The sequence below is a fragment of the Actinopolyspora sp. BKK2 genome (genome assembly GCF_011291845.1).
Taxonomy (GTDB): Bacteria; Actinomycetota; Actinomycetes; order Mycobacteriales; family Pseudonocardiaceae; genus Actinopolyspora; species Actinopolyspora saharensis.
On record NZ_JAANTE010000006.1, the window covers coordinates 1 to 20,491 of the forward strand.

Here is a 20,491-nt window from a genome sequence, read left to right on the forward strand (position 1 = left end):
AACCGCGAACCGCGAACCGCGAACCGCGAACCGCGAACCGCGAACCGCGAACCGCGAACCGCGAACCGCGAACCGCGAACCGCGAACCGCGAACCGCGAACCGCGAACCGCGAACCGCGAACCGCGAACCGCGATGATCCCTGGGCGACCGCACCCGTGCGCAGGCGGGTGCTCGGGGTGGTCCGCAACCTGACCGCCCTGGACCGGCTGGCCGACGTGCTCACGGTGCTCGCCGACGACTTCCGGGTGGAGACCCGGTTCACCCACGCCGCCGGTTCGGAGTTCGACGCCGACCTGTCCGGGCACTTCCGCCGCGCCGGGATGCACGTGGTCCCGTGGTCGCAGGCGTGCGGGCGGAACTTCGACCTGGCGATCTCCCCCAGCGGCAACGGCGCGCTGCACGAGCTGGACATGCCGGTGCTGACCCTGTCCCACGGCGCGGGCCACCACAAGCACCTCCCCTCCGGGCGGGGTTTCGGCCCGGAGGTGGCCGGGTTGGCGCACGAGCAGCTGGTGCGGGACGGCAGGGTCGTGCCCTCGGTCGTGTGTCTGTCCCACCGGGACCAGTTCGAGCTGCTGGCCCGCGAGTGCCCGCTCGCCAAGGATCGGGCCGAGGTGGTCGGGGACCCGTGCTTCGACCGGCTGCGGATCAGCACGCCGTCGCGGCAGAGCTACCGGGACTCCCTCGGGACCGGCGACCGCGAGCTCGTGCTGCTGGCCTCCACCTGGGGGCCGCGGGCGCTGTTCGGCCGCGCGCCGGAGCTGGCCGCCGAGCTGGTGGACGCGCTGCCCGCGCGGAGCCACCAGGTGGCCCTGGTGCTGCACCCCAACGTCTGGGCGCGGCACGGCCCCTGGCAGATCAGGCAGTGGACCGACCGCGCCCGGCAGGCGGGGCTGGTGCTGGTTCCGCCCGAGCACGGGTGGAAAGCCGCTCTCGTCGCCGCCGACACCGTGGTATCCGACCACGGATCGCTGGGGATGTACGCCGCCACCCTGGGGAAGCGCCTGCTGCTGGCCGAGTTCGGCCACCGGGAGGTGGTGGCGGGCACGCCGCGGGAGGAGCTGGGCAGGCGCGCCGCCTACCTGGAGCGCGACCGCCCGCTGCGCGAGCAGGTCGAGCGGGCCGCTCCGGTGGCCGGGCACGCCGAGCTCGTGAACGCTGCTTTCGCGCAGCCCGGAGGGGCGGCGAGCGCCCTGCGCAGGGTGATCTACGAGCAGCTCGGGCTCGCCGAGCCCGCCTGGCGGGCGGTGGCGCGCCCCCTGGATCCCTTCGTCCCCGAGTGAGCGTCCGGAATTTCCGCGGCTCTCCCCGCGCAGCGGTGCGGGCGGCGGAACCTCTCGCGGGCTCTCGCTGCGGATGCCCCGACTTCGGGGGTACCGGGAAGTCCGATCACCCGAGTTCGGCGCGCAGCCTCGCGGCCTTGGGACTGCCGGCCCGCTCGTAGATCGCGGCGGCCTCGCGCAGGCACTGCGCGGCGCGCTCCTCCTCGCCCAGCGCGCGCAGTGACGGCGCGAGCCACTCGAAGGGCTGGGCCAGGTCGAACAGGAGCCGCTCGTCGTCCGAATCGGACTGGTGGGCGCTCATCTCGCGCACCGCCTCGCCCAGCTGCTCGACGGCTTCCTCGTGCCGCCCCGTCCGCTGGTACGCGATTCCCCTGGTGAGTCGGATCCGCGCCGGGGTGCGCCAGTCGTTCGGGAAGTCCTCCAGGCGCGCGGTCGCGGTTTCCAACCGCTCCAGAGCGGTCTCCTGGTCACCGAGTCCACTGTGGGCCTGCGCGGCGAAGTGCTCCACCAGGGCCATGCCGCGCTGCTTGCCCAGGGCGTGGTTGATCTCCCAGGAGCGGACGAGCGGTTCGACGGCCGACTCGTGGTTCTCCTCCTCCAGGTAGACCCGCCCCTGGAACTCGTAGGCCGAGGCCAGCACCTGGCGGTGTCCGGAGCTCACGGCGGTTTCGACGGCTCCGCGCGCCTGCTCGTGGGCCGCGTCGAAGTGGTGCAGCTCCATCAGCACGCGGGTGCGCAGGATGCGCATCCTGGCCAGGGCGAGCGTGTCGTCCCGGCGCCCGGCTGCTTCGATCGCGGACTCGAAGGCGCGCAGCGTCTCGTCGTAGTGCTTGTGGTAGTTGTGCAGCGTCCACAGCGGCCCGTCGCAGAGCGCGAGGACCGTCTCGTCGTCGCCGCGCAGCTCGGCGTCGTGCAGCAGCGCGAGGATGTTGGGCAGCTCGGTTTCCAGCCAGCGCAGCGCGGTTTGCTTGGTGAACGGGTTCCGCTCGGGCGCGATCAGCTCCTCGTCGCCGGCCACGCGCAGCCTGTTCTCCGCCATCACGGCGCGGTCGGCGTGGGCGCCCAGCCTGCGGTAGCGAGTGACCAGGCGCCGGTGGGCCGGTTCGGAGCGCCGCCGGTCCAGCGCCCTGGCGTGCTCGCCCGCGTGGACGCGCACCAGGTCGTGGAGGTGGAAGCGTCCGGGTTCGGACTCGCGCACCAGGTTGGCGGCGTGCAGCTCGTAGAGCAGGTCCTCTGCCTCGGGCGATGCGGTGTCCAGCAGCTCGGCCGTGGTGGCCACGTCGAAGGTGCGGCAGGGGATGGAGCCGAGCAGGCGGTAGAGCTCGGTCTGGTCGGCGGGCAGGTCGGTGACCGCGAGTTCCAGGGTGTCGCGCACTTCGGGGTTGTCGCGCAGGATGTCGGGCTTGTGGGCGGGGTCGGCGAGCCAGTCGGCGGCCCGGCGCGGTGTCCAGTGCTTGAGCCGCTTGATCTTCTTGCCCACGAACTCCAGCGCCAGCGGCATCCTCCCGCACAGCTCGACGAGCCGCTCCACGTCCGGGTCCCGCGCGTCGAGCCGCGTTCCGGTGACCCGGGTGAGCAGTTCGACGGCGTGCTCCGCGGAGAGCGATTCGAGGTCTATCGAGTTCACCCCTTCGGGGGAGAATTCGTCCGCGCTGCGCTGGCTGGTGAACAGGATCAGGCTCTCCGGGGCGGCTATCCGGAGGTCCAGCAGGTGGCGCGGGTGCACCAGACCGTCGAAGACGAAGCCCATCCGGCGGCCGCTGGTCAGCTCGTGCAGCAGGCCCAGCGCTCCCTCTCCGGAAGCGGGCAGGTCGCGCTCGGCCGTGCCCAGCCTGCGCAGGCACAGCAGGGCCAGCTCGCCCGCGCCGGAGGGGGCCAGGCCGTGGCAGTCGACGTAGTGGAAGCCGTCCTCGAAGCGGTCCTGGACCTCCCAGGAGAAGCTCCTGGCCAGCGTGCTCTTGCCGACTCCGCTGGTGCCGCAGAGCCCGACGAGGATCGCGCCGGCGCTCTCGGCGGCGGTCTTCCGCTCGAGCGCCTCGTGCAGCCTGCGGTTGTCCTCCCTGCGGTCGACCAGCAACCTCGGACCGGGCGGAAGGCTGTTCCGGCGGCGCGCGGGATCCTCCTCCCGCGCCTGGTGGCAGTGCTGTATCAGCTGCCCGATGTGGGCCGCCTGGACCGCGTTGTGCGCGTCGCCGTGGAACTCGTTCGTCATCGCCACCCCAGTGCCGTCTCGGAGCACACGGTAACGATCAGTTGACCATGCGGGAAGGGGGCTTTCCGCTCGGCCCGGCGCGGAGGCGTGAGGGGCGCGCCGAGCGCGGTGAGCACGCCGGTGCGCGCCCGGCACCGGCCCGGTGTTCGGCGACGCGCACCGGACCGGTATCCTGGTCGCCGGATCGGCTTCGACGATCCGGGACGCACAACAGAAGCCCTCGTAGCTCAGGGGATAGAGCACCGCTCTCCTAAAGCGGGTGTCGCAGGTTCGAATCCTGCCGAGGGCACATCACCCCAGCGCACAGGCGCGGGCATGGATCCCGACCAAGATCGGTCCCCACTTTACCCCCACTTCTGCTCAGCCCGCTGCCACTGAGCACCAGGGCACGCGCACCCGCTGCCCGCAACCCGCGCGCGTCCGACGATCCGACCGACCTCGACACCACTCAGCGGTATTGGACCACGGTGACGGGTGTTGCCGTCAGACTGTGAGCCCAATCGGAACAACTGAGGAAACGGTGGTGTCCCATGGTCGCTTACGTGGTCGTGCCGGGGATCGACGGCTCGAACGACAGGCACTGGCAGAGCCGGTGGGAGCGGGAGTGGGGCGGGTCGGCCTCGCGGATCTCCCCGAAATCGTGGTCGGCACCGGACCTGCGGGACTGGGTCGACGCGGTCGACGAGGCGTACCGGGCCGCCGCGGCCGACGCCGACGAGGTGGTGCTGGTGGCCCACAGCTTGGGGTGCTGGGCCACGACGACCTGGGTTCGTGAGGCTCGCCCGGACAACGTGGCCGCGTTCCTGGTGGCTCCTCCCGACCCGCACGACTCGGCGTTCCCGCGCCAGGCGGCCCCGACTTTCCTGAACGTGGCAGCCCGGCAGCTGCCGTGCCCGGCGCTCGTGGTCGCCAGTGAGAACGACCCCTACTGCGACTCGACGACCGCGGCCTCCTTCGCCTCCGGGTGGCGCGCGCACTGGCACCTGGCCGGCCCGCTGGGACACATCAACTCGGACAGCGGCCTGGGCGACTGGCCCGCAGGACGCGACCTCCTGGCGGGTCTCACCGCGCAGTAGGAGACCGGTCTCCCGCCGGAACGACTCCGGAGGGCAGCCCGTTCGGAAGGCAGCCCGGCGAGTCACCGGCTCCGCGCGTGGCTCCGCGCGCGACTCGGTACTCGCCCGGGCGAAGACCTCCACGCGGCCCGCCCGGTTGCGATCACCCGGTGCTGGAGCGCGGCCGGAGCACGTGACGCCGGCCGGTGCGGAACCGCTTCGCACCGGCACGTCGGCGGCTGGGATTCTCAACTCGGCGGGGCCCGGGCCCGCGAGCTCACCGGTCGTGATGTGTTCCCGGGACAGCTAGCGTGGGAGTCGTGACCCCCGAGGGGTGGAACATGAGCAGCACGGTGCCGTGGGAGAGCCTGTGGAAGCAGCTCGCCGGTCCCATCGCGCTGATCGACCTGCAGGGGCGGCACGTGGACGTCAACCCGGCCATGTGTCGCCTGCTCGGTTACGAACGGGAGCGACTGCTCGAACTGCTGCCCGTGGAGGTCACCCATCAGGATGACTACGCTCTGGCCGAGGAAACGATCCGGGACCTGGTTGCGGGAAGGATCGACAGCTTCTCGTCGGAGAAGCGGCTCCTGCGCGCGGACGGCGACGTCATCCTGGTGCTGGTCACCAGCTCACTGCTCAGGGCCTCGGACGGCAGCACGCTCCTGATCGCCTCCCAGTTCCACGACATCACCGACCGGTACGGAGCCGAGCTGCTCTGGCGCCGGACGCTGGGCGATGCCCCGATCGGCATGGCCCTGATGGATCTGGAGGGGTACTGCACCGAGGTCAACGCCAGGTTGTGCGAGCTGGTCGGTTACGGCCGGGGCGAGCTGCTGGGGCGGCGTAGCAGCGAGCTGGTCTACGAGGGCGACAAGGAGCAGGTGGATTCGCTGTACCCCCAGTTCAGGGCGGGGCGCACCGAGTCGGCCAACCTGGAGCTCTGCCTCCGGCACCGGGACGGGCACCCGTTCTGGACCCTGGCCCGCATCGGCGTGGTCCAGGGGCTGGACGACCGGCCGGCCTACGTGGTCAGCCAGTACGAGCCCCTCGGGGACGATGCGCAGGTGGACGAGGGACGGCTGGCCGAGCTGACCCGCATGGCGCTGCACGACCCGCTGACCGGCCTGGCCAACCGCTCCCTGCTTCTCGACCGGTTCCACCAGGAGCTCACGAAGCTTCCGGAACAGGGCGGCGTGCTGGCCGTGCTCATGATCGACCTCGACGGGTTCAAACCGATCAACGACCGCTACGGGCACAACGCGGGCGACCGGATTCTGCAAGCCGCCGCGCAAGAAGTGTCCAGCGCCGTGCGCTCCAGCGACACCGTGGCCCGCATCGGTGGCGACGAGTTCGTCGTGCTCGCCGTGCTGGCCGAACCCGCCCAGGCCGAGGAACTGCGCGCCCGGGTCGCCCAGCAGCTGAACTCCGCCACCCCCGACCCCGAGCGGCGGGGCAGGCTGGGGGCCAGCGTGGGGCTGACCACCACGCGCGATCCGTCGGTCACCCCGCACGACCTGCTGGCCGGTGCCGACCGCGACATGTACGCGCGCAAGTTCGCCCGATCCCACTAGCCGCCGGTGTCGCCCGGCGCTCCGACGCGCCGGGTTCCCGGGGTCGGGTTCCCGGGGAGTGATCCGGCGGCGGCCCTGCTGGTCGACCCTCGATTCCTCCCCGGTGAGCGGTTAGGATCACGCCGTGTCCAACGGGAGGGTTCTGGTGACCGGCAGCGCCGGGCACCTCGGCGAAGCCCTGATCCGGGTCCTGCGCGAGCGGGGACGTGAGGTCGTGGGCCTCGACGTCGAGGACTCGTCCTTCACCGATGTGGTCGGGTCGATCGCGGACCGCGAGACGGTCCGGCGGGTCCTGCGGGGTGTCGAGGCGGTGCTGCACACCGCCACGCTGCACAAACCGCACGTGGGCTCGCACGACCGGCAGGCCTTCGTCGACACGAACGTCACCGGCACGCTGGTCCTGCTCGAGGAGGCCGTCGCGGCCGGTGTGGAGAGCTTCGTGTTCACCAGCACCACCAGCGCCTTCGGGCGTGCGCTGACCCCAGGGCCGGGTCGGCCCGCCGCCTGGATCACCGAGGACGTCACACCGGTCCCGAAGAACGTCTACGGCGTGACCAAGACCGGCGCCGAGGACCTGTGCGAACTCGTCCACCGCGAGCGGGGGCTGCCCGTAGTCGTGCTGCGCACCTCGCGGTTCTTCCCCGAGCTCGACGACGACGCCGAGGTCCGCGCCCACTACGCCGACGCGAACGTCAAGGCCAACGAGTACCTCCACCGCCGCGTCGACGTCCAGGACGTCGTCGACGCGCACCTGCTGGCTGCGCAGCGGGCACCCGGGCTCGGCTTCGGGCGCTACGTCATCAGCGCCACCACCCCGTTCGGCCCGGACGACCTGCCCGAACTCGGCAGGGACGCCGCCGCGGTGGTGCGCCGCCTGTTCCCGGAGGTCGACCGGGAGTACGCCCGCCTGGGATGGGCGCTGTTCCCCCGGCTGGACCGCGTCTACGTCAACGAGCGTGCCCGCACCGAGCTCGGCTGGACGCCCCGCTACGACTTCCGCCACGTCCTCGACAGCATCGCCGCCGACGAGGACCCCCGCAGCCCGCTCGCCCGCGCGGTGGGCGCCAAGGGGTACCACTCAGTGCCCACCGGGGTCTACACCGTCCGCTGACGCTCCCCGCTGTTCCCGGGTGGATCGACCCGGCCGGAACCTGGCGGGGATCTGACGGGGACCGCGACGGGCTCGCCCCGGCAACCCGCTCCCGCCACTTCCCCGCACTTCGGACGGTCGACCGGAAACGGCGCATCAACAAGGCCTCCGACCGAGCCGGAGAACTGGTCTCGTCCTTCCCGATACACAGCTTGACTGCCTGATGCACGGGAAATACTCCGAATTCACCCCATTGGACTAGCACGATTCCCCACACCGTTGCTCTCTCCGCGATCATTCGTGCCTTCCGGAAACGGGCACCGGAGCGGGAAGACCCTTCCTAACCGCAGAAGACTGCAGGATACGACGGTCGCGTCGTGGCCTACGGCGAGGGTTACTCGTCCGAGGTGACACATGATTCGATCATGGCGATGCGATCGATGTGCCAATGTGGACATCCGGCTCGACGAGCCGACAAAAATCTTGGCAGAAAGAATCTTCCATGACACTCGATGATCTCAGCTCATGACGTCCGACGCCCGGGAATCAACTAATCCAACAGCGCAAGAGCGACCGCTACTACCGATATGGGGGAAACGTGCAGTCATCCGGTGATGACCACTTCGTCGTCCTCAATGACGAGCCGGTCAGCAATGCGGAAGAGGACCTGCTCGACACGGGGAACACGGCCGACAGGCTGGCAGATCTGATCGTTTCCTCGCGGCACTCCACTCCGTTTACGCTCGCGATCGATGCCGGCTGGGGGATGGGCAAGAGTAGCCTGATGCGACAGCTGCAGCGCCGACTCGACGAAACGGCGGGAATACAAACAGCTTGGTTCAACGCCTGGACCTCGGGAACCAACGCCCTGGAAGTGCTGATCAAATCAGTTCTGCTGCGCTTCGATCGGAACATACTTCGTAGGGCTTATCACAGAGTAGCCAACACTCCTCGGGTCTCGAGATTCATCAGAATCGTGTTTCTGCTGACGATGACCACCCTCGGGTTGCGCCGCCTGGTGGACGCACTCTGGTCCCAGATTTCGGTGGACCCCAAGTCCCGGAACGAAATCCACGGAATCGTGAAGCAAATGGCGCAAGAATGGGTGATGTCTTCAGGTTCGCCGGGGAAGCAGATCGTCGTCTTCGTGGATGACCTGGACCGCTGCCAGGAAGACGTGGTTACTGCCGTCTGCGAAGCGATAAAACTCTATCTCGACATCCCAGGGCTGATATTCGTAATAGGATACGACCGGTCCGCCCTCTCCCGAGCTCTCCAGAAAGCGGACACCGCCAACGTGCGCCCCTCCGACTACTTGGAGAAGATCGTTCAAGTCAACTACCATTCCCCGCTGCCGGACCAGCAACAGTTACATGGACTGGTGAGGGGGTATGCATCACGCTCCGGAACCTCGCAACTGTTCGACGCGAACATATCCCACTTCATCGCCGAACGCACGGGGCGCAATCCACGCCGAATCAAGAGGCTGATCAACAGTTTCGTCCTCGAGTACCACCTCGACGGGGAATGGAACTTCCTGGGGGCCAACCTCCTCGTGAGAGTCCTGCTGCTGCAGCACTTCTACCCTGCTTTCTACAGACTCATCACCAGCCCCGTCCTGGAAGACCCGGTCCAAGATTTTCTCGACTATCGCCATGCTCGAGCGAGCATCATGCTGGGCGAACTGGACTCCCAAAATTGGAAGAGCATTTTCACCAGGTACGGTATCGAACCCCCGAGCGACACCCCCAGTGACCGCAGCACCCTCCTGAACGCTCTCGAACAACTGGAACAAGCACTTCCGGAACCCATGTCCAGGTTGTCAACAGAAGAGGCGTTCACCGCCACACTTCGTCAGCTCAAGGACTCGCCTCATTTCGACCGCCTCCGGGAGCACCTACAACGCAGGCGTTTCCAACCCGACCTCGGAGAGGGCGAGACGGAGCAACAGTTCACGAACGACGGTACGAACTTGTACGGAGCACACGTACTCGTGGTCGACGACCTGTTCGCCCAGGAAAATAGTGAGTTTTCAGAACCAGGAACCATTGTCAGCATCCTGCAGGAGTGGGGTGCCACAGTGGACACAGCCAGCGACTTCGAATCGATGGAACGATCAGCACGGCGCAGGAACCCAAATCTGATCATCTCGGACATAAACCGTCACGAGAGAGAAAACGCAGGACTCGAAGATCTCCAAATTTTGCGCGAGAAGAACATCTACACAGGACCCACGATATTCTACGTCGCTCGGATAACAGGCGCGCGCCGCGACTGGGCCAACGAGCTCCAGGCCATCGGAATCACCAACGATTTCAACGAGATGCTGGAGTGGACAAAGATGTCACTCGAGAACTCCCTGACGTATCGGTGAGACCGGTTCCGGAGTAACCAAGAATCAACAGAAGCACATGTCATCGAGTGTCGCCGGGACGCGGAACGGTGCGGGCTCGGCGGCACTGCGCACCCGGTGCACTCGTACTCGGGGCGAGCGAACGGTCGCCTCGGAACCAACCGCATGACCGTTCACCTCGAGGCCTCGAACCACGCTCCACGCTCGCCCTCCTCGAGCGGAGTGTCCTTCACCGACACCGGGCCGAGGAGGGCCGTGCAGCGGGCAACGGCCTCGTCGCGGTCCTCGACGGGCCCGAACCGGTGATCACGACCACAGCTACCGCCCGCAGCAACGATTCCCGAGCGCTCGCCGTGGCAGCAGCGGCAACTGCCCACCACCTCCGGGAGGACCGATCTCCCCTCCGCAGTGATCTCCCTCTCGGAGCAGCACTTACGATAGTCCGGCTCAGTGCAAGCTACTCCGAAAGGACCTCTCCCGATGAGTTCTGACTACGACCTGATGGAATACCAGGCCAGGCAGAAGTCCCTGGTCGTGAGCTACATACTGTGGTTGTTCCTCGGCATGTTCGGCGGTCACCGCTTCTACGCGAAGCGCGTGGGCAGCGCGGTGGCGCAATTGATATGCACGGTGACCTTCATCGGAAGCATCGTCACCGTCGTCTGGATCATCGTCGACGCCTTCCTCATCCCCGGCTGGATCCGGGACCACAACCTCCAGATCGCCGAGGAGCTGCGCAAGCGCGGATCCGTTCAAGGCTGAGCACCCGAGCGGAGCGCTCGTGACTCCGCCGCTCACCACATCCGTGTCCGCCGGTTGCTCTCCCCGAGGAGACTTGTCGAGACCTCCTCCCGTGAACGCTGCCGGACTCCGGAGGCCCGGCAGCTCGTTTTCGCACGGGTGAACTCGTCTCCCGGGCAGCGCGGCCGAGGAGGGTCCGCAGTTCACAACTCGCGGAGGCCGTCGCGCACCCGGCGCAGCAGCTCCAGGGTGGGATCCTCCTCGGCCCGGGGACAGACCCCGCCCGCGGATCGCCAGTACCGGTCCGGGTCCACAGCGGGCCAGGCGATCAGCTCGACCGTGGGCGGATCCGCCCCGGCCAACCGCTCCATCCGCAACGCCGCCGCCCGGCGGGCCGCGGGCCCGGAACCACCCGCGTGGCGCGGACGACGCTCGGCCCGCTGACCGGAGACTCCCAGCACGATCGCCGTCACCGCCAGCACCAGCGCCGTGGACGCCACGGCGAACGACTCAGTCACCGGAACCACCTTCCACCACAGTGGACGAACCGGGGTCGTCCCCGAACCGCTCGAACGGCAGCGAAGCCGCGTACTCCCGCAGCACCACCGAGACCCGCTCCACGGCCGCCGCAGTCTCGGCGCACTCCCGCGCCGTGCACCGGTGCCCCGCTATGTCGTAGGCCAGCTGCTCCAGTCGCCACTGCTCGTGCACCAGGAACGTGGCCAGCTCTCCGTGCCGCGTGCTCACGACCGACCCCTCCCCTCGGCAGCGGTCTCCGCCCGCGACGGAACTCCCACGATCTCCCGCGCCGCGTCGTCGCACTCCGGGCAGGTACCCCACAGCCACGCCAACTCGCCGCTGGCCGAGGTCAGCTCCTGGCCGCACAGCGTCGAAACGAGCACCCCCTGCGGAAACTCCGCCGCGGGAGGCGGAACCGGATCCCGGCTCGCGTGCCGCTGCCAGGCCGCTGGAACCCAGGTGAACGGATGAGACATGATCCTCCTTCTCCCACTGGATCACTGGTGTATCTGGTGTGCACCAGATTGGTCTGTGTGCACCAGCGGCTGCAATTACACGATCGAAGGAAAGAAGATCGTCGATGCCCAGCACTACGATTGGTGTATGGCTCGCACCAACGGAGGTACCCCACGTGCACGTGCCCTGGGCGCTGAACTGCGGCAAGCCCGCGAAGAACGCGGCGTGGGCGTACGCGAACTGGCGCGCCGCTTGGGAACTGATCACTCGAAGATCTCGCGATACGAGAGCGGTGTGTCAGCCACACCGAGCCCTGAATACGTAGCCAGCGTGCTCACTGCGCTGGGAGTTTCCGAGAGCGAACGTGAACGCCTTGCGAGCGTGGCCCGCGGTGCCAACGAAGCGACGTGGGTATCGACCGGTGTCCCCGGAGCACAACACGAACTGACAACCCTGATCGAGTTCGAGCGGGACGCCTCGCAAGTCGTCGAAGTCTCGACGATGGTACTGCCGGGACTTCTCCAGACTTCGGACTACGCTCGAGCCGTCATGACAGGCGCATCGAACAACGACGTCGAGGCACGAGTAGCGCTGCGCCTGGGCCGACGAGAGGTGTTGACTCGTGGGAACGGGCCACACTTCACCGCCCTGATACTGGAAACCGCCCTGCGAACCCCGATCGGTGGTCGCGGAGTTCTGGCCGAGCAGCTTCGGCAAATCGCAGACATGGCGGCTTGGCCGAACGTGACGGTCCAGGTCATCCCGTCGGACATCGAGACGTGGCATCCGGCGCACGTAGGGGCTTTCATCCTGTTCGAGTTTCCGAAGTCGAAGCCCATCGTGCACATCGAGCAGTACAGCTCGGCGGTCTTCCTGCACGAGCCCGAGGACGGGCAGGCTTACCAGGAGGCGGTCGGTAGGCTCCGGCAGCTGGCGATGAGCCCTGCCGAATCGACGGAGATCATTACACGCACCGCCAAGGAGATGGAAAACTCGCGATGATGACGACGAACCCAGTTGGATGGCGCAAGTCCAGCCGCTCGCAACACCAGACCGCCTGTGTCGAGATCGGACGATTAGGCGACGGCGCCGCCGTTCGGGACACCAAGAACCGTGCGGGCGGCTACTTCACCACCGACCGCGCGCAGTGGCGAGCGTTCATCGAGGCGGTCAAGACCGACCGCTTCGCGTGAACCGGCCACCGCACCGAGGACCCGACATGACCCGCATACCGTCCAAGTTCCTCGTGGCGAACTCGGCGTTGCTCTGCCTCGTTGCTCTGACGTTCGTCAACGAGATCGTCGCGGAGCACGACGCGATGCTCCCGGAGCTCGTCGAGTGGATCCTGCTCGTGCCGACCACCGCACTGCTGCTCGTCAGCGTCGGCGAGCTGCTCAGGCGCGGAGCGCGTCGTGGGCCCAACCGGCAGGAGCACTAGCGTCCCGCCCCGGCGAGCCGCGTCGAAACGGGCTCGCCGGGGCCCACTGCTCACGAAATCGGGCAGCCCGCGCGGTCGGCGGCCTTGCCTGCGAAGTTGTCCAGCATCCGCTCGTAGGCCGGGTCATCCGGCAGCTCGGTCAACCACGAATCGGAATCGTCCGGGTCAGTGACATACATCCGATACGACACCGGCTCACCGTGGCAGGAGATGTCGTACTCCGGCCACGAGTACTTCTCCGACTCGTGCCGCGCCCGCGCCAGCACACCCCGATACGTCACGAACGCAACCTTCGGCGTCCCCGGAAGGATCCCCCGCGCACGCCCCTGATTGCCAACCCGGATCTCACACGTGCTGAGCAGGCTACTCGGACGCGGCGTCTCCATCGCCCACGGCCGTCCCCAGCCCGGAGAGTAGTTCGGCAAGGACGAAAGCACCCCGGGATCACACAGCACAGCCCGATCCCCATCGTCACGCTGCCCGCTTCCGCTGCCCGGCCCGAACTCCGGAATCTCCGGCAACTCCGTCGGCAGGGACAACGCCGACTCCGCACACCCGAACCGAGCACGCGCCCTGTTCGTCGTATCCACCAACAACCGCGCCATCGCCAACCGCGCCCGCGGATTCCGCAACTCGGCCGTATCAGCACTGATATAACTGTTCAGCGTGACCGTCCCCGAACCACGCGTGCACGGCACGTACAGCCACCCGCTGTCATGCATCACGAAACCGGGCAACCCACGAATCGGCACCATCAACGGATCAGGCGGACAGAATCCGCTAGCCAGGGAAACTTCTTCAGCTGGAGAGCTGCTAACCGAAAGCTGCCCTCCCAGGAGGGGATCACAGTCAACCGAAGGGTCCTCGGAATTCGCCTCGACGGCATCAGCATCCTCGGGATCGGGCTCGACCAAATCCGCCGCCCGAACCAGATCCACCACCAACTGCGGATCGGCAAAACCATCACACGACAAATACTCCGGCGGCGAACTCACCCACCCCGGCGGCCCCTCCGAACCGGAACCCGAACACCCCGCCACCACCAAAACACCAACCACGAAACCGACCACAAACCGACCCCAACACACTCGCCCAGCCATCACTCGGTCTCGCTCAACTCTCCGAGATCGGGCAGCCCGCGCGGTCGGCGGCCTTGCCTGCGAAGTTGTCCAGCATCCGCTCGTAGGCCGGATCATCCGGCAGCTCGGTCAACCACGAATCGGAATCGTCCGGGTCAGTGACATACATCCGATACGACACCGGCTCACCGTGGCACGAGAGGTCGTACTCCGGCCACGAATACTTCTCCGACTCGTGCCGCGCCCGCGCCAACACACCCCGATACGTCACGAACGCAACCTTCGGCGTCCCCGGCACGGTCCCCCGCACACCACCCGAGCCCTCCCGGATCTCACACGTGCTGAGCAGGCGGCTCGGACGCGGCGTCTCCATCGCCCACGGCCGCGACTCGTCATAACCGGTCCCGGGCCCGGGACGCTGGTAACCGGGCAACCCCGACAACGCAGCGATGCTGCACACCTCACCACCAGTGTGCTCCCGCTGCTCCGGGAACTTGGCCTGATCGGTGTCCGGAATCTCCGGCAACTCCGTCGGCAGGGACAACGCCGACTCCGCACACCCGAACCGAGCACGCGCCCTGTTCGTCGTATCCACCAACAACCGCGCCATCGCCAACCGCACCCGCGGATTCCGCAACTCGGCCGTATCAGCACTGATATAACTGTTCAGCGTGACCGTCCCCGAACCACGCGTACACGGAACGTACAGCCACCCGCTGTCGTGCATCACGAAACCGGGCAACCCACGAATCGGCACCATCAACGGATCAGGCGGCCAGAATCCGCCAGCCAGATAAGATAGATCAACTGGAGAGCTACTGATCCCGATCTGGTTCCCCAGGAGAGGGTGACACTCGAACGAAGGCTCCTTGCCATCCGTTTTGACGCTAGGCTCTTCAGGATCGGGCTCGACCAAATCCGCCGCCCGAACCAGATCCACCACCAACTGCGGATCAGCAAAACCATCACACGACAAATACTCCGGCGGCGAACTCACCCACCCCGGCGGCCCCTCCGAACCAGAACCCGAACACCCAGACACCACCAAAACACCAACCACGAAACCGACCACAAACCGAACCCAACACATCCGCCCAGTCATCACTCGGTCTCGCTCACCCGCACCGGACGGTTTCCCGTGGCATCGGCGTACACATCGGCCCCGGTATGATAAGCGTTCTGCACCATATGCTCTTTGAGGTCGTAGGGGTCCCTACTACCGACCCACTCTTGGTAGGTCTCCGACATACGCCCGTTCGAGTCGATAATCCGCTGCGACGACTCCCCGGGAAACAGCTCCGGCGGAGGAGGTTCCCCCTCCTTCCACATCCGGTTCTCCCACAGAGTCTGATTCAACAGGCTGTTCGCGTCATTCTGACCTTTCCCCTGGAGATCGGCTGTCTCCCGGGTCACGACGTTAGAACTGTCCTGCTTGAGCTGCTCCGCGACCTGATCGACCGCATCGGCCCCGGCCGTTCCCAGGGCCGCACCACCGGGGCCGCTCCAGGCCGCGCTGGCACCGGTCACTGCCCAGGAGGTCAGGGTTCCGCCCGCGTCGATCTTGGAGTTGAAGGCGGCGTCCTCGCCGTCGTAGAACTCGTCCACGGCGTAGGACCGGGCCTCGTCCAACGCACCGAACACGGATGAGGCCTTACTCGCCTTCTCTTCCATTTCTCCACGACGTTCTTCCAGGGGAATACTGTCATTCGCCGCGATCGAGTCGAGCCTCAACTCGGTGTGCACCATGTTCGCGTCGCGCATCTCCGCGTAGGCATTGGGATCGTAGGCAGCTGATCCCATCACCTTGTACACCTCGCTCTGGCTGAATCGGGGATTCATGTCTCCTGCCGCCCCTGTCGCCCAGTTCGGGTTGTCCCCACTCATGCCCAGTGAATCTCCGTCGTTCGGCGACGGCGGCCCGGCATCGTGCACAGCGCCCATGTAGTTGGACAGCATGTGCCCGACGCTGTCGCGCAGCGGAGGCGGAATCGTCCCTTGCCCGGGATCCTGCATCGAGTCGTCCGTGTTGGCCAGCGTGTGCACCATCCCCGACACGGTCCTGGCGGCTTCCGCGCTGCCGTGCTGCTCGCCCAGAGTCGCCGATTCCAGGGCCTTGCCGAGCAGGTCGTGCCCGAGGTTCTCCTCCTGCTCGGTCGGACTCGAGTCGTGTCGCGGTCCCTCGGCGTGGTCGTACCGGTCCACCGGCCACTCCCGCTGGACCAGATGCCCCAGGTTCTCATCGTTGCGAGCGGGATCGAAGAACGAGCCCGCGGCGTCCGGGCTGTGCTCCAGGGCCGTCATCAGCCCCACCAGCGGATCCCCGCCACGACCGCGGTCGTCGACATGGTTGATGTCGTTGCCCCGCAGCGGCTCGAAGGCGTCCTTCTTGTCGGCCTCGACGAGCCCGTCCCCGACCGGATTCAGGAAGTCTCTCGAGTACTCACCGCTGTGCAGTAGCATCCCGAGAGCGCGATAGCCGGTGTCCTCGTGGCTCCCCAGCCCCAGAAAACCGGTGTCCCAGTTCTCCGCCGCCTTCAACATCCGCTTGCCGTAGCTCGCGGCCCGCTGGTCCGTGCTGCCTTCCTCCTCCGGACCGTGCAGGTCCTCCCCCAGGTACTCGCGCCCCTCCTCGCCGGTTCCGGTGGCCAGCGTCTCGCCCAGCCGGCGCTGCAAACTGCTGATCAACTCGGAACGACTCGGCCCCGATTCCTGCGTGTGGGAGTCCCAGTTGCCCAACGGCATGTCCTGCAGGTGATCGGTCAGCTTGAGCAGCTGCTTCGGCTGCACCCGTTCCAGGAACTCCCCGGCGAAGGCGGGATCCTTGCCGTTCTCGCGCAACAACTGCGCGAGCTTCTTGCCCTCCGCGAAGCTGAGCTCGTCCGGGGACTGGGAGGCCAGCTCGGCGGCCTCCTTTGCCGCCTGCTCCTCCTCCCTGCGTTCCTCGGTCAGCACCTCGTTCAGGTACTCGAGCGTGTCGTCGGCCTCGGACAGCGCACGCGCCGCCTCCTGATCCGCCTCGGCTGCCCTGGACAGGATCCCCTCTATCTCAGCGACGTAGGACTCGTACTCGCTCCGCTGCCCCTCCGGGTAGGTGATCTCCCCGTTCGCGTCGAAGCGCCAATTACCGCCCCTGCCGTTCACCTCATCGGCCACCCCGCGGACCTGCCGCTGACAAGTGGTGATCTCCTCGGCCGCCGTGTTCAACGCCTCGCTCACCGGGGCGATCCGGTCGCGGTACTCCCGCATCCTCTTGTGGATCCGCTTCCCGTGCGCGGTGGCGAGCTCCTTGGCCTCACCGCGCCAGAAGTCCCCGTTGTCCAACTGGTCGCACACCTGGGCGCGGAAATCGGAGATCACCTTGTCGAGCTCATCGAGCAGCGATTTCCACGCCTCACCCGCCTCGCTGAGCTTCGCGGGAGCGGCGTTCTTCAGCTTCCGGTAATCCATGTCCCGTCAGACTCCGGTTCCCCGGAGTTTCTCCAGCGCCCAGTCATCGGTCTTCTCGTAGTTCCTGGCCGCCGCAGCCAACCGGTCCCCCATGTCGTCGGCCCAGCGCCCGAACCCCTCGATGTTGTGCTCGCAGCTGCGCTGCAGGCTCTCCAGCGGGCCAGCGAACGCCCAGTCCTGATGTGCCTGCGCCGCTGCGGTCGACTCCTCCGCCGTGGCCCGCACCAGGTTCACCAGCCTGCTGCCCAGTTCTTCCGCCTTCTTGCCGAGCTTCGTCACTTCCTCGGGCCGGACGGAGTAGCCACTGCCCCCGTCGGAAGGCGCGTTCATCCAGATCCCCTCCACTGGAAAATGATCTTCCGAAGGGGGAACGCTAACACTCCATTGGGTGATGGTCGAGCAACTCCACGCATCAACAGAAGAGGGAGAAATCACCTCGGAACGATCGTCGTCGGCGCCGGGAGCCGCGGCCGAGCTCCCCACCGGAACCACCGACACGCGGCGATCCCCGCAGGAATCCGCGCACCGGCGAGGCATCCGCGCCTTCACGCGGATGCCCCTTCCGCACCGCTCGCTCAGTCGTCCCGGTCCTGCTCGTAGCCGACCACGTCGCCGCTGCGCGCGTCCACGGTGACGTCGTACTCCGTCTGCCCCTCGCGCAGCTCGAGCTCCCACTCGAGCCCGTAGCAGCGGTCGAGCTCGACCTCGATCACCTTCGCCTGCGGCACCCGCTCCAGCGCGATCTCGCGCGCCCGGTCACCGTTGACCGCAGGCTTCTCCTTCGTGCAGTGCTCCGGCCGCGGGCCGCGATACCCCTCGCCCGGCCCGGTGTAGACCTCATCGGGGTCCGGTCCGGTGTAGACACCGTCCGGGCCCGCGTCGTTCCCCTCGGAAACCGAGCGCACCTCGGCGGGCGCGTCCCCGGCAGCCTCCGCGGCGGAACCCCCGCCGCTTCCGAAGGCCACGGCGGTGCCGCCCAGGGCGAGCACTCCACCCGCGACCGCGAGCGCTCCGACCAGCTTCTTGTTTCCCGGCAACCTGCTGCCTCCTGAATCCGCGCGGGAGGACCTCCCGGCTCGCTGTCGTTGACGGGAACCAAGGTGGCAGCGCGGGAACTAAACCGGCGCTACTCGAAAGCTAAAGCGGGGTTAAAGGTCGTGCGGCCCGAGCGAGTGCACGGTCGGGGCCGCCTTCCGGGCAGGCGGCGCGGCCGCCCGCCGCTCCCCGCGCGGAGACCACCGGTCACTCCGCGGGCACCCCGAAGTCCACTACCACGCGCGCACCGCCGTTCTCACCCGCGCCCAGCGTCACCGAACCGCCGGACTCGCCGGCGGCGCGGCGCGCGATGTCCAGACCGAGCCCGCTGGACCCGCTGCCGCTGGCCCCGCGGCTCAACGGCCCGCTGCCGGACTCCAGCCCGTCGAAACCGGGCCCGTCGTCGGTGACCACCAACCGCGCGAACCCGTCGGCGGAGAACAACCGCACCTCGAAGCCGACGCCCTCCTCGGTGTGCGCGAAGACGTTGCCCAGCAGCGCGTCCACGCAGTCGGAGAGCTCCGAATCCCCCACGGCCACGCGCAGCGGACCCGGCGCGATCTCGGAGCGCATCTCGCGCTCGGTGTCCTCGGCCAGCACCGACCAGAACTCGAGCCGCTCGGAAACCACGGCCGCCGCGTCGCAGCTGTCCGGCACCGGGGTCTGCGAACTGCGCCTGCCCGCCTGCTCGATTATCCGCGTCACCGCGCGCTGCAACGCGTCCACGTGCTCGGTGATGCGCCGGGACTCCTCCCCGTCCCGCAACGACTCCGCGTCCAGCCGCAGCGACATCAGCGGGGTCCGCAGCCGGTGCGAGAGGTCGGCCACGTACTCGCGCTCCTCCGCCAGCAGCTCCCGGATCCGGCCCGCCAGGTGGTTCAGCGCGGTGGCCACGTCGCGCATCTCCCCGGGAGCCTCCACCCGCGCCCTGGCGTCCAGCTCCCCACCGGCCAGCCGGTGGGACACCGCGGAGAGCTCCCTGGTCGGCCGAACCAGCGAACGGGCCATCCGGTCGGCGACCAGCACGCTCAGCACGAGCAGCACCAGCCCGAGCCCGGCCAGCAGCAACCACGCGCGGTGCACCCCGCGCATGAGCTCCCGCTCCCCGACAACGCTCCGGATGACCGCCTGACCTCCCGAGGAGTCCCCCACCGAGACCAGCACGGCCACCCCGTCGCCGGTGTCCACGGTGAGGCTGCGCCCCCTGGCGGCCAGGCGCACCGCCGGGGTGCGCTCGGCCCGCGCTCCGAGCCGCCGGCCGTCGGCGAGGAACACGGTGACGGGGAACCTGCCCTCCGCGTTGGCCCGCTGAACACTGAGCTCCAGAGTGGACCTGTCCGCCGTGCTGACCACGGAGGTCAGCGCCTGCGCCTCTGTGGTCGCGGTGTTCACGGCCCGGTCGAAGGCCACGGTGCGGACCAGCACGGCCAACGGGATGAGGAACGCCACCAGCACCAGGGTCGTGGTGGCCGCCACCAGCAGCGCGATGCGCCGCCGCATCAGCGCGCACCGGATTCGTCCGGGGCCGCCAGCCGCACCCCCACGCCGCGCACCGTGTGCAGGTAGCGCGCCTCCCGCGCGGTCTCGCCGAGCTTGCGCCGCAGCCAGGAGACGTGCACGTCCACGGTCTTGTCCGCCCCGCCGTAGGGCAGCTGCCACACCTCGGTGAGCAGCTCGCGCTTGCTCACCACCTGCCCCGCGCGCACGGCGAGGTAGTGCAGCATGTCGAACTCCTTCGGGTTGAGGTCCAGCCGCGAACCGTCCAGAGCGGCCGAGCGGGCCGCCGGGTCGATCCGCAGCCCGCCGACCACGAGCACCTCCGGACGCGACTGCTCCCCGCCCCTGCGCAGCACCGCCCTGATCCGGGCGTCCAGCTGCCCCGCGCTGAACGGCTTGACCACGTAGTCGTCCGCGCCCGCGTCCAGCACGGTCACGATCTCGTCCTCGCCGCCGCGCGCGGTGCCCACGATCACGGGAACCCGGCTCGCCGCGCGCAGCATCCGCAGCATCTCCCGCCCGTCCAGATCGGGGAGACCGATGTCCAGCACCACGAGATCGGGCTTGCCCGAGACGATCAGGTTCAACCCGTCCATCGCGGTCCCCGCGGAGGTGACCGCGTGCCCGCGCTCACTCAACCCCCTGCTCAACGACGTGCGAAGAGCCGAGTCGTCCTCGACAAGCAGCACCTGCGCCACAGTCGCACGGTAA

Annotated in this window: 20 protein-coding genes and 1 tRNA gene; 10 read left to right on the top strand and 11 right to left on the bottom strand. The window is 68.0% G+C overall.

The window, feature by feature from the left end:
• Positions 1 to 156: 156 nt before the first annotated feature.
• On the top strand, positions 157 to 1,284 hold the full coding sequence (locus G9Q41_RS13765) for a hypothetical protein (protein ID WP_165632958.1): 1,128 nt from the start codon (positions 157 to 159) through the stop codon (positions 1,282 to 1,284).
• Between the two features lie 106 nt (positions 1,285 to 1,390).
• On the opposite strand, the gene G9Q41_RS13770 is transcribed toward G9Q41_RS13765, so the two are convergent.
• Positions 1,391 to 3,496, bottom strand: coding sequence for an NB-ARC domain-containing protein (locus G9Q41_RS13770; RefSeq protein WP_165632957.1), 2,106 nt, complete (start codon positions 3,494 to 3,496; stop codon positions 1,391 to 1,393).
• Between the two features lie 216 nt (positions 3,497 to 3,712).
• Here G9Q41_RS13770 and G9Q41_RS13775 point away from each other — a divergent pair.
• From G9Q41_RS13775 to G9Q41_RS13800, 6 genes are all read left to right on the top strand, one after another.
• Positions 3,713 to 3,785: transfer RNA gene (locus G9Q41_RS13775), tRNA-Arg, on the top strand.
• Positions 3,786 to 4,026: 241 nt separating this feature from the next.
• On the top strand, positions 4,027 to 4,572 hold the full coding sequence (locus G9Q41_RS13780) for an alpha/beta hydrolase (protein ID WP_165632956.1): 546 nt from the start codon (positions 4,027 to 4,029) through the stop codon (positions 4,570 to 4,572).
• Positions 4,573 to 4,871: 299 nt separating this feature from the next.
• A complete protein-coding gene (locus tag G9Q41_RS13785) occupies positions 4,872 to 6,125 on the top strand; it encodes a diguanylate cyclase (protein ID WP_347567550.1) in 1,254 nt (417 codons plus the stop codon).
• Between the two features lie 124 nt (positions 6,126 to 6,249).
• Positions 6,250 to 7,236 (top strand): NAD(P)-dependent oxidoreductase, encoded by a 987-nt coding sequence (locus tag G9Q41_RS13790; RefSeq protein ID WP_165632955.1) that lies wholly within the window; start codon positions 6,250 to 6,252, stop codon positions 7,234 to 7,236.
• 577 nt (positions 7,237 to 7,813) lie between these two features.
• A complete protein-coding gene (locus G9Q41_RS13795) occupies positions 7,814 to 9,589 on the top strand; it encodes a P-loop NTPase fold protein (protein WP_165632954.1) in 1,776 nt (591 codons plus the stop codon).
• 459 nt (positions 9,590 to 10,048) lie between these two features.
• Positions 10,049 to 10,330, top strand: a complete 282-nt coding sequence (locus G9Q41_RS13800) for a TM2 domain-containing protein (protein ID WP_165632953.1) — start codon at positions 10,049 to 10,051, stop codon at positions 10,328 to 10,330.
• A 182-nt stretch (positions 10,331 to 10,512) separates the two neighbouring features.
• Here the strand turns inward: G9Q41_RS13800 and G9Q41_RS13805 are convergent, their stop codons facing one another.
• The 3 genes from G9Q41_RS13805 to G9Q41_RS13815 are packed head-to-tail and all read right to left on the bottom strand — an operon-like array spanning position 10,513 to position 11,304.
• Entirely contained in the window at positions 10,513 to 10,827 is a 315-nt protein-coding gene (locus G9Q41_RS13805; RefSeq protein WP_165632780.1) for a hypothetical protein, read from the bottom strand.
• A complete protein-coding gene (locus tag G9Q41_RS13810) occupies positions 10,820 to 11,056 on the bottom strand; it encodes a hypothetical protein (RefSeq protein WP_092524186.1) in 237 nt (78 codons plus the stop codon). Before G9Q41_RS13810 ends, G9Q41_RS13805 begins: the two co-directional genes overlap by 8 nt.
• Entirely contained in the window at positions 11,053 to 11,304 is a 252-nt protein-coding gene (locus G9Q41_RS13815) for a zinc finger protein (RefSeq protein ID WP_092524188.1), read from the bottom strand. The genes G9Q41_RS13810 and G9Q41_RS13815 overlap by 4 nt, the downstream gene beginning before the upstream one ends.
• 127 nt (positions 11,305 to 11,431) lie before the next feature.
• On the opposite strand from G9Q41_RS13815, the gene G9Q41_RS13820 reads away from it, so the two are divergent.
• Genes G9Q41_RS13820 through G9Q41_RS13830 form a run of 3 tightly spaced genes read left to right on the top strand, consistent with a single transcriptional unit; the run spans position 11,432 to position 12,722 of the window.
• Positions 11,432 to 12,286 carry a helix-turn-helix transcriptional regulator gene (locus G9Q41_RS13820; RefSeq protein WP_165632952.1) on the top strand — a complete coding sequence of 285 codons (855 nt, stop codon included), beginning with the start codon at positions 11,432 to 11,434 and terminating at the stop codon, positions 12,284 to 12,286.
• Entirely contained in the window at positions 12,286 to 12,477 is a 192-nt protein-coding gene (locus G9Q41_RS13825; RefSeq protein WP_165632951.1) for a DUF397 domain-containing protein, read from the top strand. The genes G9Q41_RS13820 and G9Q41_RS13825 overlap by 1 nt, the downstream gene beginning before the upstream one ends.
• A 26-nt stretch (positions 12,478 to 12,503) precedes the next feature.
• A complete protein-coding gene (locus G9Q41_RS13830; RefSeq protein ID WP_165632950.1) occupies positions 12,504 to 12,722 on the top strand; it encodes a hypothetical protein in 219 nt (72 codons plus the stop codon).
• Between the two features lie 50 nt (positions 12,723 to 12,772).
• Here the strand turns inward: G9Q41_RS13830 and G9Q41_RS13835 are convergent, their stop codons facing one another.
• The 7 genes from G9Q41_RS13835 to G9Q41_RS13865 all read right to left on the bottom strand — a co-directional run bounded on the left by G9Q41_RS13835 (position 12,773) and on the right by G9Q41_RS13865 (position 20,478).
• Positions 12,773 to 13,792: a hypothetical protein gene (locus G9Q41_RS13835; protein ID WP_165632949.1), complete on the bottom strand. Its 1,020-nt coding sequence runs from the start codon at positions 13,790 to 13,792 to the stop codon at positions 12,773 to 12,775.
• Between the two features lie 43 nt (positions 13,793 to 13,835).
• A complete protein-coding gene (locus tag G9Q41_RS13840; RefSeq protein ID WP_165632948.1) occupies positions 13,836 to 14,798 on the bottom strand; it encodes a hypothetical protein in 963 nt (320 codons plus the stop codon).
• A gap of 104 nt (positions 14,799 to 14,902) precedes the next feature.
• Complete coding sequence (locus G9Q41_RS13845) at positions 14,903 to 17,248, bottom strand: DUF6571 family protein (protein WP_165632947.1); 2,346 nt, start codon at positions 17,246 to 17,248, stop codon at positions 14,903 to 14,905.
• Positions 17,249 to 17,254: 6 nt separating this feature from the next.
• A complete protein-coding gene (locus G9Q41_RS13850; RefSeq protein WP_165632946.1) occupies positions 17,255 to 17,578 on the bottom strand; it encodes a type VII secretion target in 324 nt (107 codons plus the stop codon).
• A 245-nt stretch (positions 17,579 to 17,823) separates the two neighbouring features.
• Positions 17,824 to 18,285 carry a PepSY domain-containing protein gene (locus tag G9Q41_RS13855; protein ID WP_165632945.1) on the bottom strand — a complete coding sequence of 154 codons (462 nt, stop codon included), beginning with the start codon at positions 18,283 to 18,285 and terminating at the stop codon, positions 17,824 to 17,826.
• 205 nt (positions 18,286 to 18,490) lie between these two features.
• Positions 18,491 to 19,783 carry a HAMP domain-containing sensor histidine kinase gene (locus G9Q41_RS13860; protein ID WP_165632944.1) on the bottom strand — a complete coding sequence of 431 codons (1,293 nt, stop codon included), beginning with the start codon at positions 19,781 to 19,783 and terminating at the stop codon, positions 18,491 to 18,493.
• The gene (locus G9Q41_RS13865; protein ID WP_165632943.1) at positions 19,783 to 20,478 is read right to left on the bottom strand and encodes a response regulator transcription factor; all 696 of its coding nucleotides are present in this window, start codon (positions 20,476 to 20,478) and stop codon (positions 19,783 to 19,785) included. Before G9Q41_RS13865 ends, G9Q41_RS13860 begins: the two co-directional genes overlap by 1 nt.
• Positions 20,479 to 20,491: the final 13 nt, after the last annotated feature.

What these genes read in the sequence shown, in the direction of transcription:
- G9Q41_RS13825 (WP_165632951.1), top strand. Translation starts at nt 12,286, where the DNA reads ATGACGACGAACCCAGTTGGATGGCGCAAGTCCAGCCGCTCGCAACAC.
- G9Q41_RS13800 (WP_165632953.1), top strand. Translation starts at nt 10,049, where the DNA reads ATGAGTTCTGACTACGACCTGATGGAATACCAGGCCAGGCAGAAGTCC.
- G9Q41_RS13815 (WP_092524188.1), bottom strand. Translation starts at nt 11,304, where the DNA reads ATGTCTCATCCGTTCACCTGGGTTCCAGCGGCCTGGCAGCGGCACGCG.
- G9Q41_RS13770 (WP_165632957.1), bottom strand. Translation starts at nt 3,496, where the DNA reads ATGACGAACGAGTTCCACGGCGACGCGCACAACGCGGTCCAGGCGGCC.
- G9Q41_RS13860 (WP_165632944.1), bottom strand. Translation starts at nt 19,783, where the DNA reads ATGCGGCGGCGCATCGCGCTGCTGGTGGCGGCCACCACGACCCTGGTG.
- G9Q41_RS13850 (WP_165632946.1), bottom strand. Translation starts at nt 17,578, where the DNA reads ATGAACGCGCCTTCCGACGGGGGCAGTGGCTACTCCGTCCGGCCCGAG.
- G9Q41_RS13845 (WP_165632947.1), bottom strand. Translation starts at nt 17,248, where the DNA reads ATGGATTACCGGAAGCTGAAGAACGCCGCTCCCGCGAAGCTCAGCGAG.
- G9Q41_RS13830 (WP_165632950.1), top strand. Translation starts at nt 12,504, where the DNA reads ATGACCCGCATACCGTCCAAGTTCCTCGTGGCGAACTCGGCGTTGCTC.
- G9Q41_RS13780 (WP_165632956.1), top strand. Translation starts at nt 4,027, where the DNA reads ATGGTCGCTTACGTGGTCGTGCCGGGGATCGACGGCTCGAACGACAGG.
- G9Q41_RS13820 (WP_165632952.1), top strand. Translation starts at nt 11,432, where the DNA reads ATGGCTCGCACCAACGGAGGTACCCCACGTGCACGTGCCCTGGGCGCT.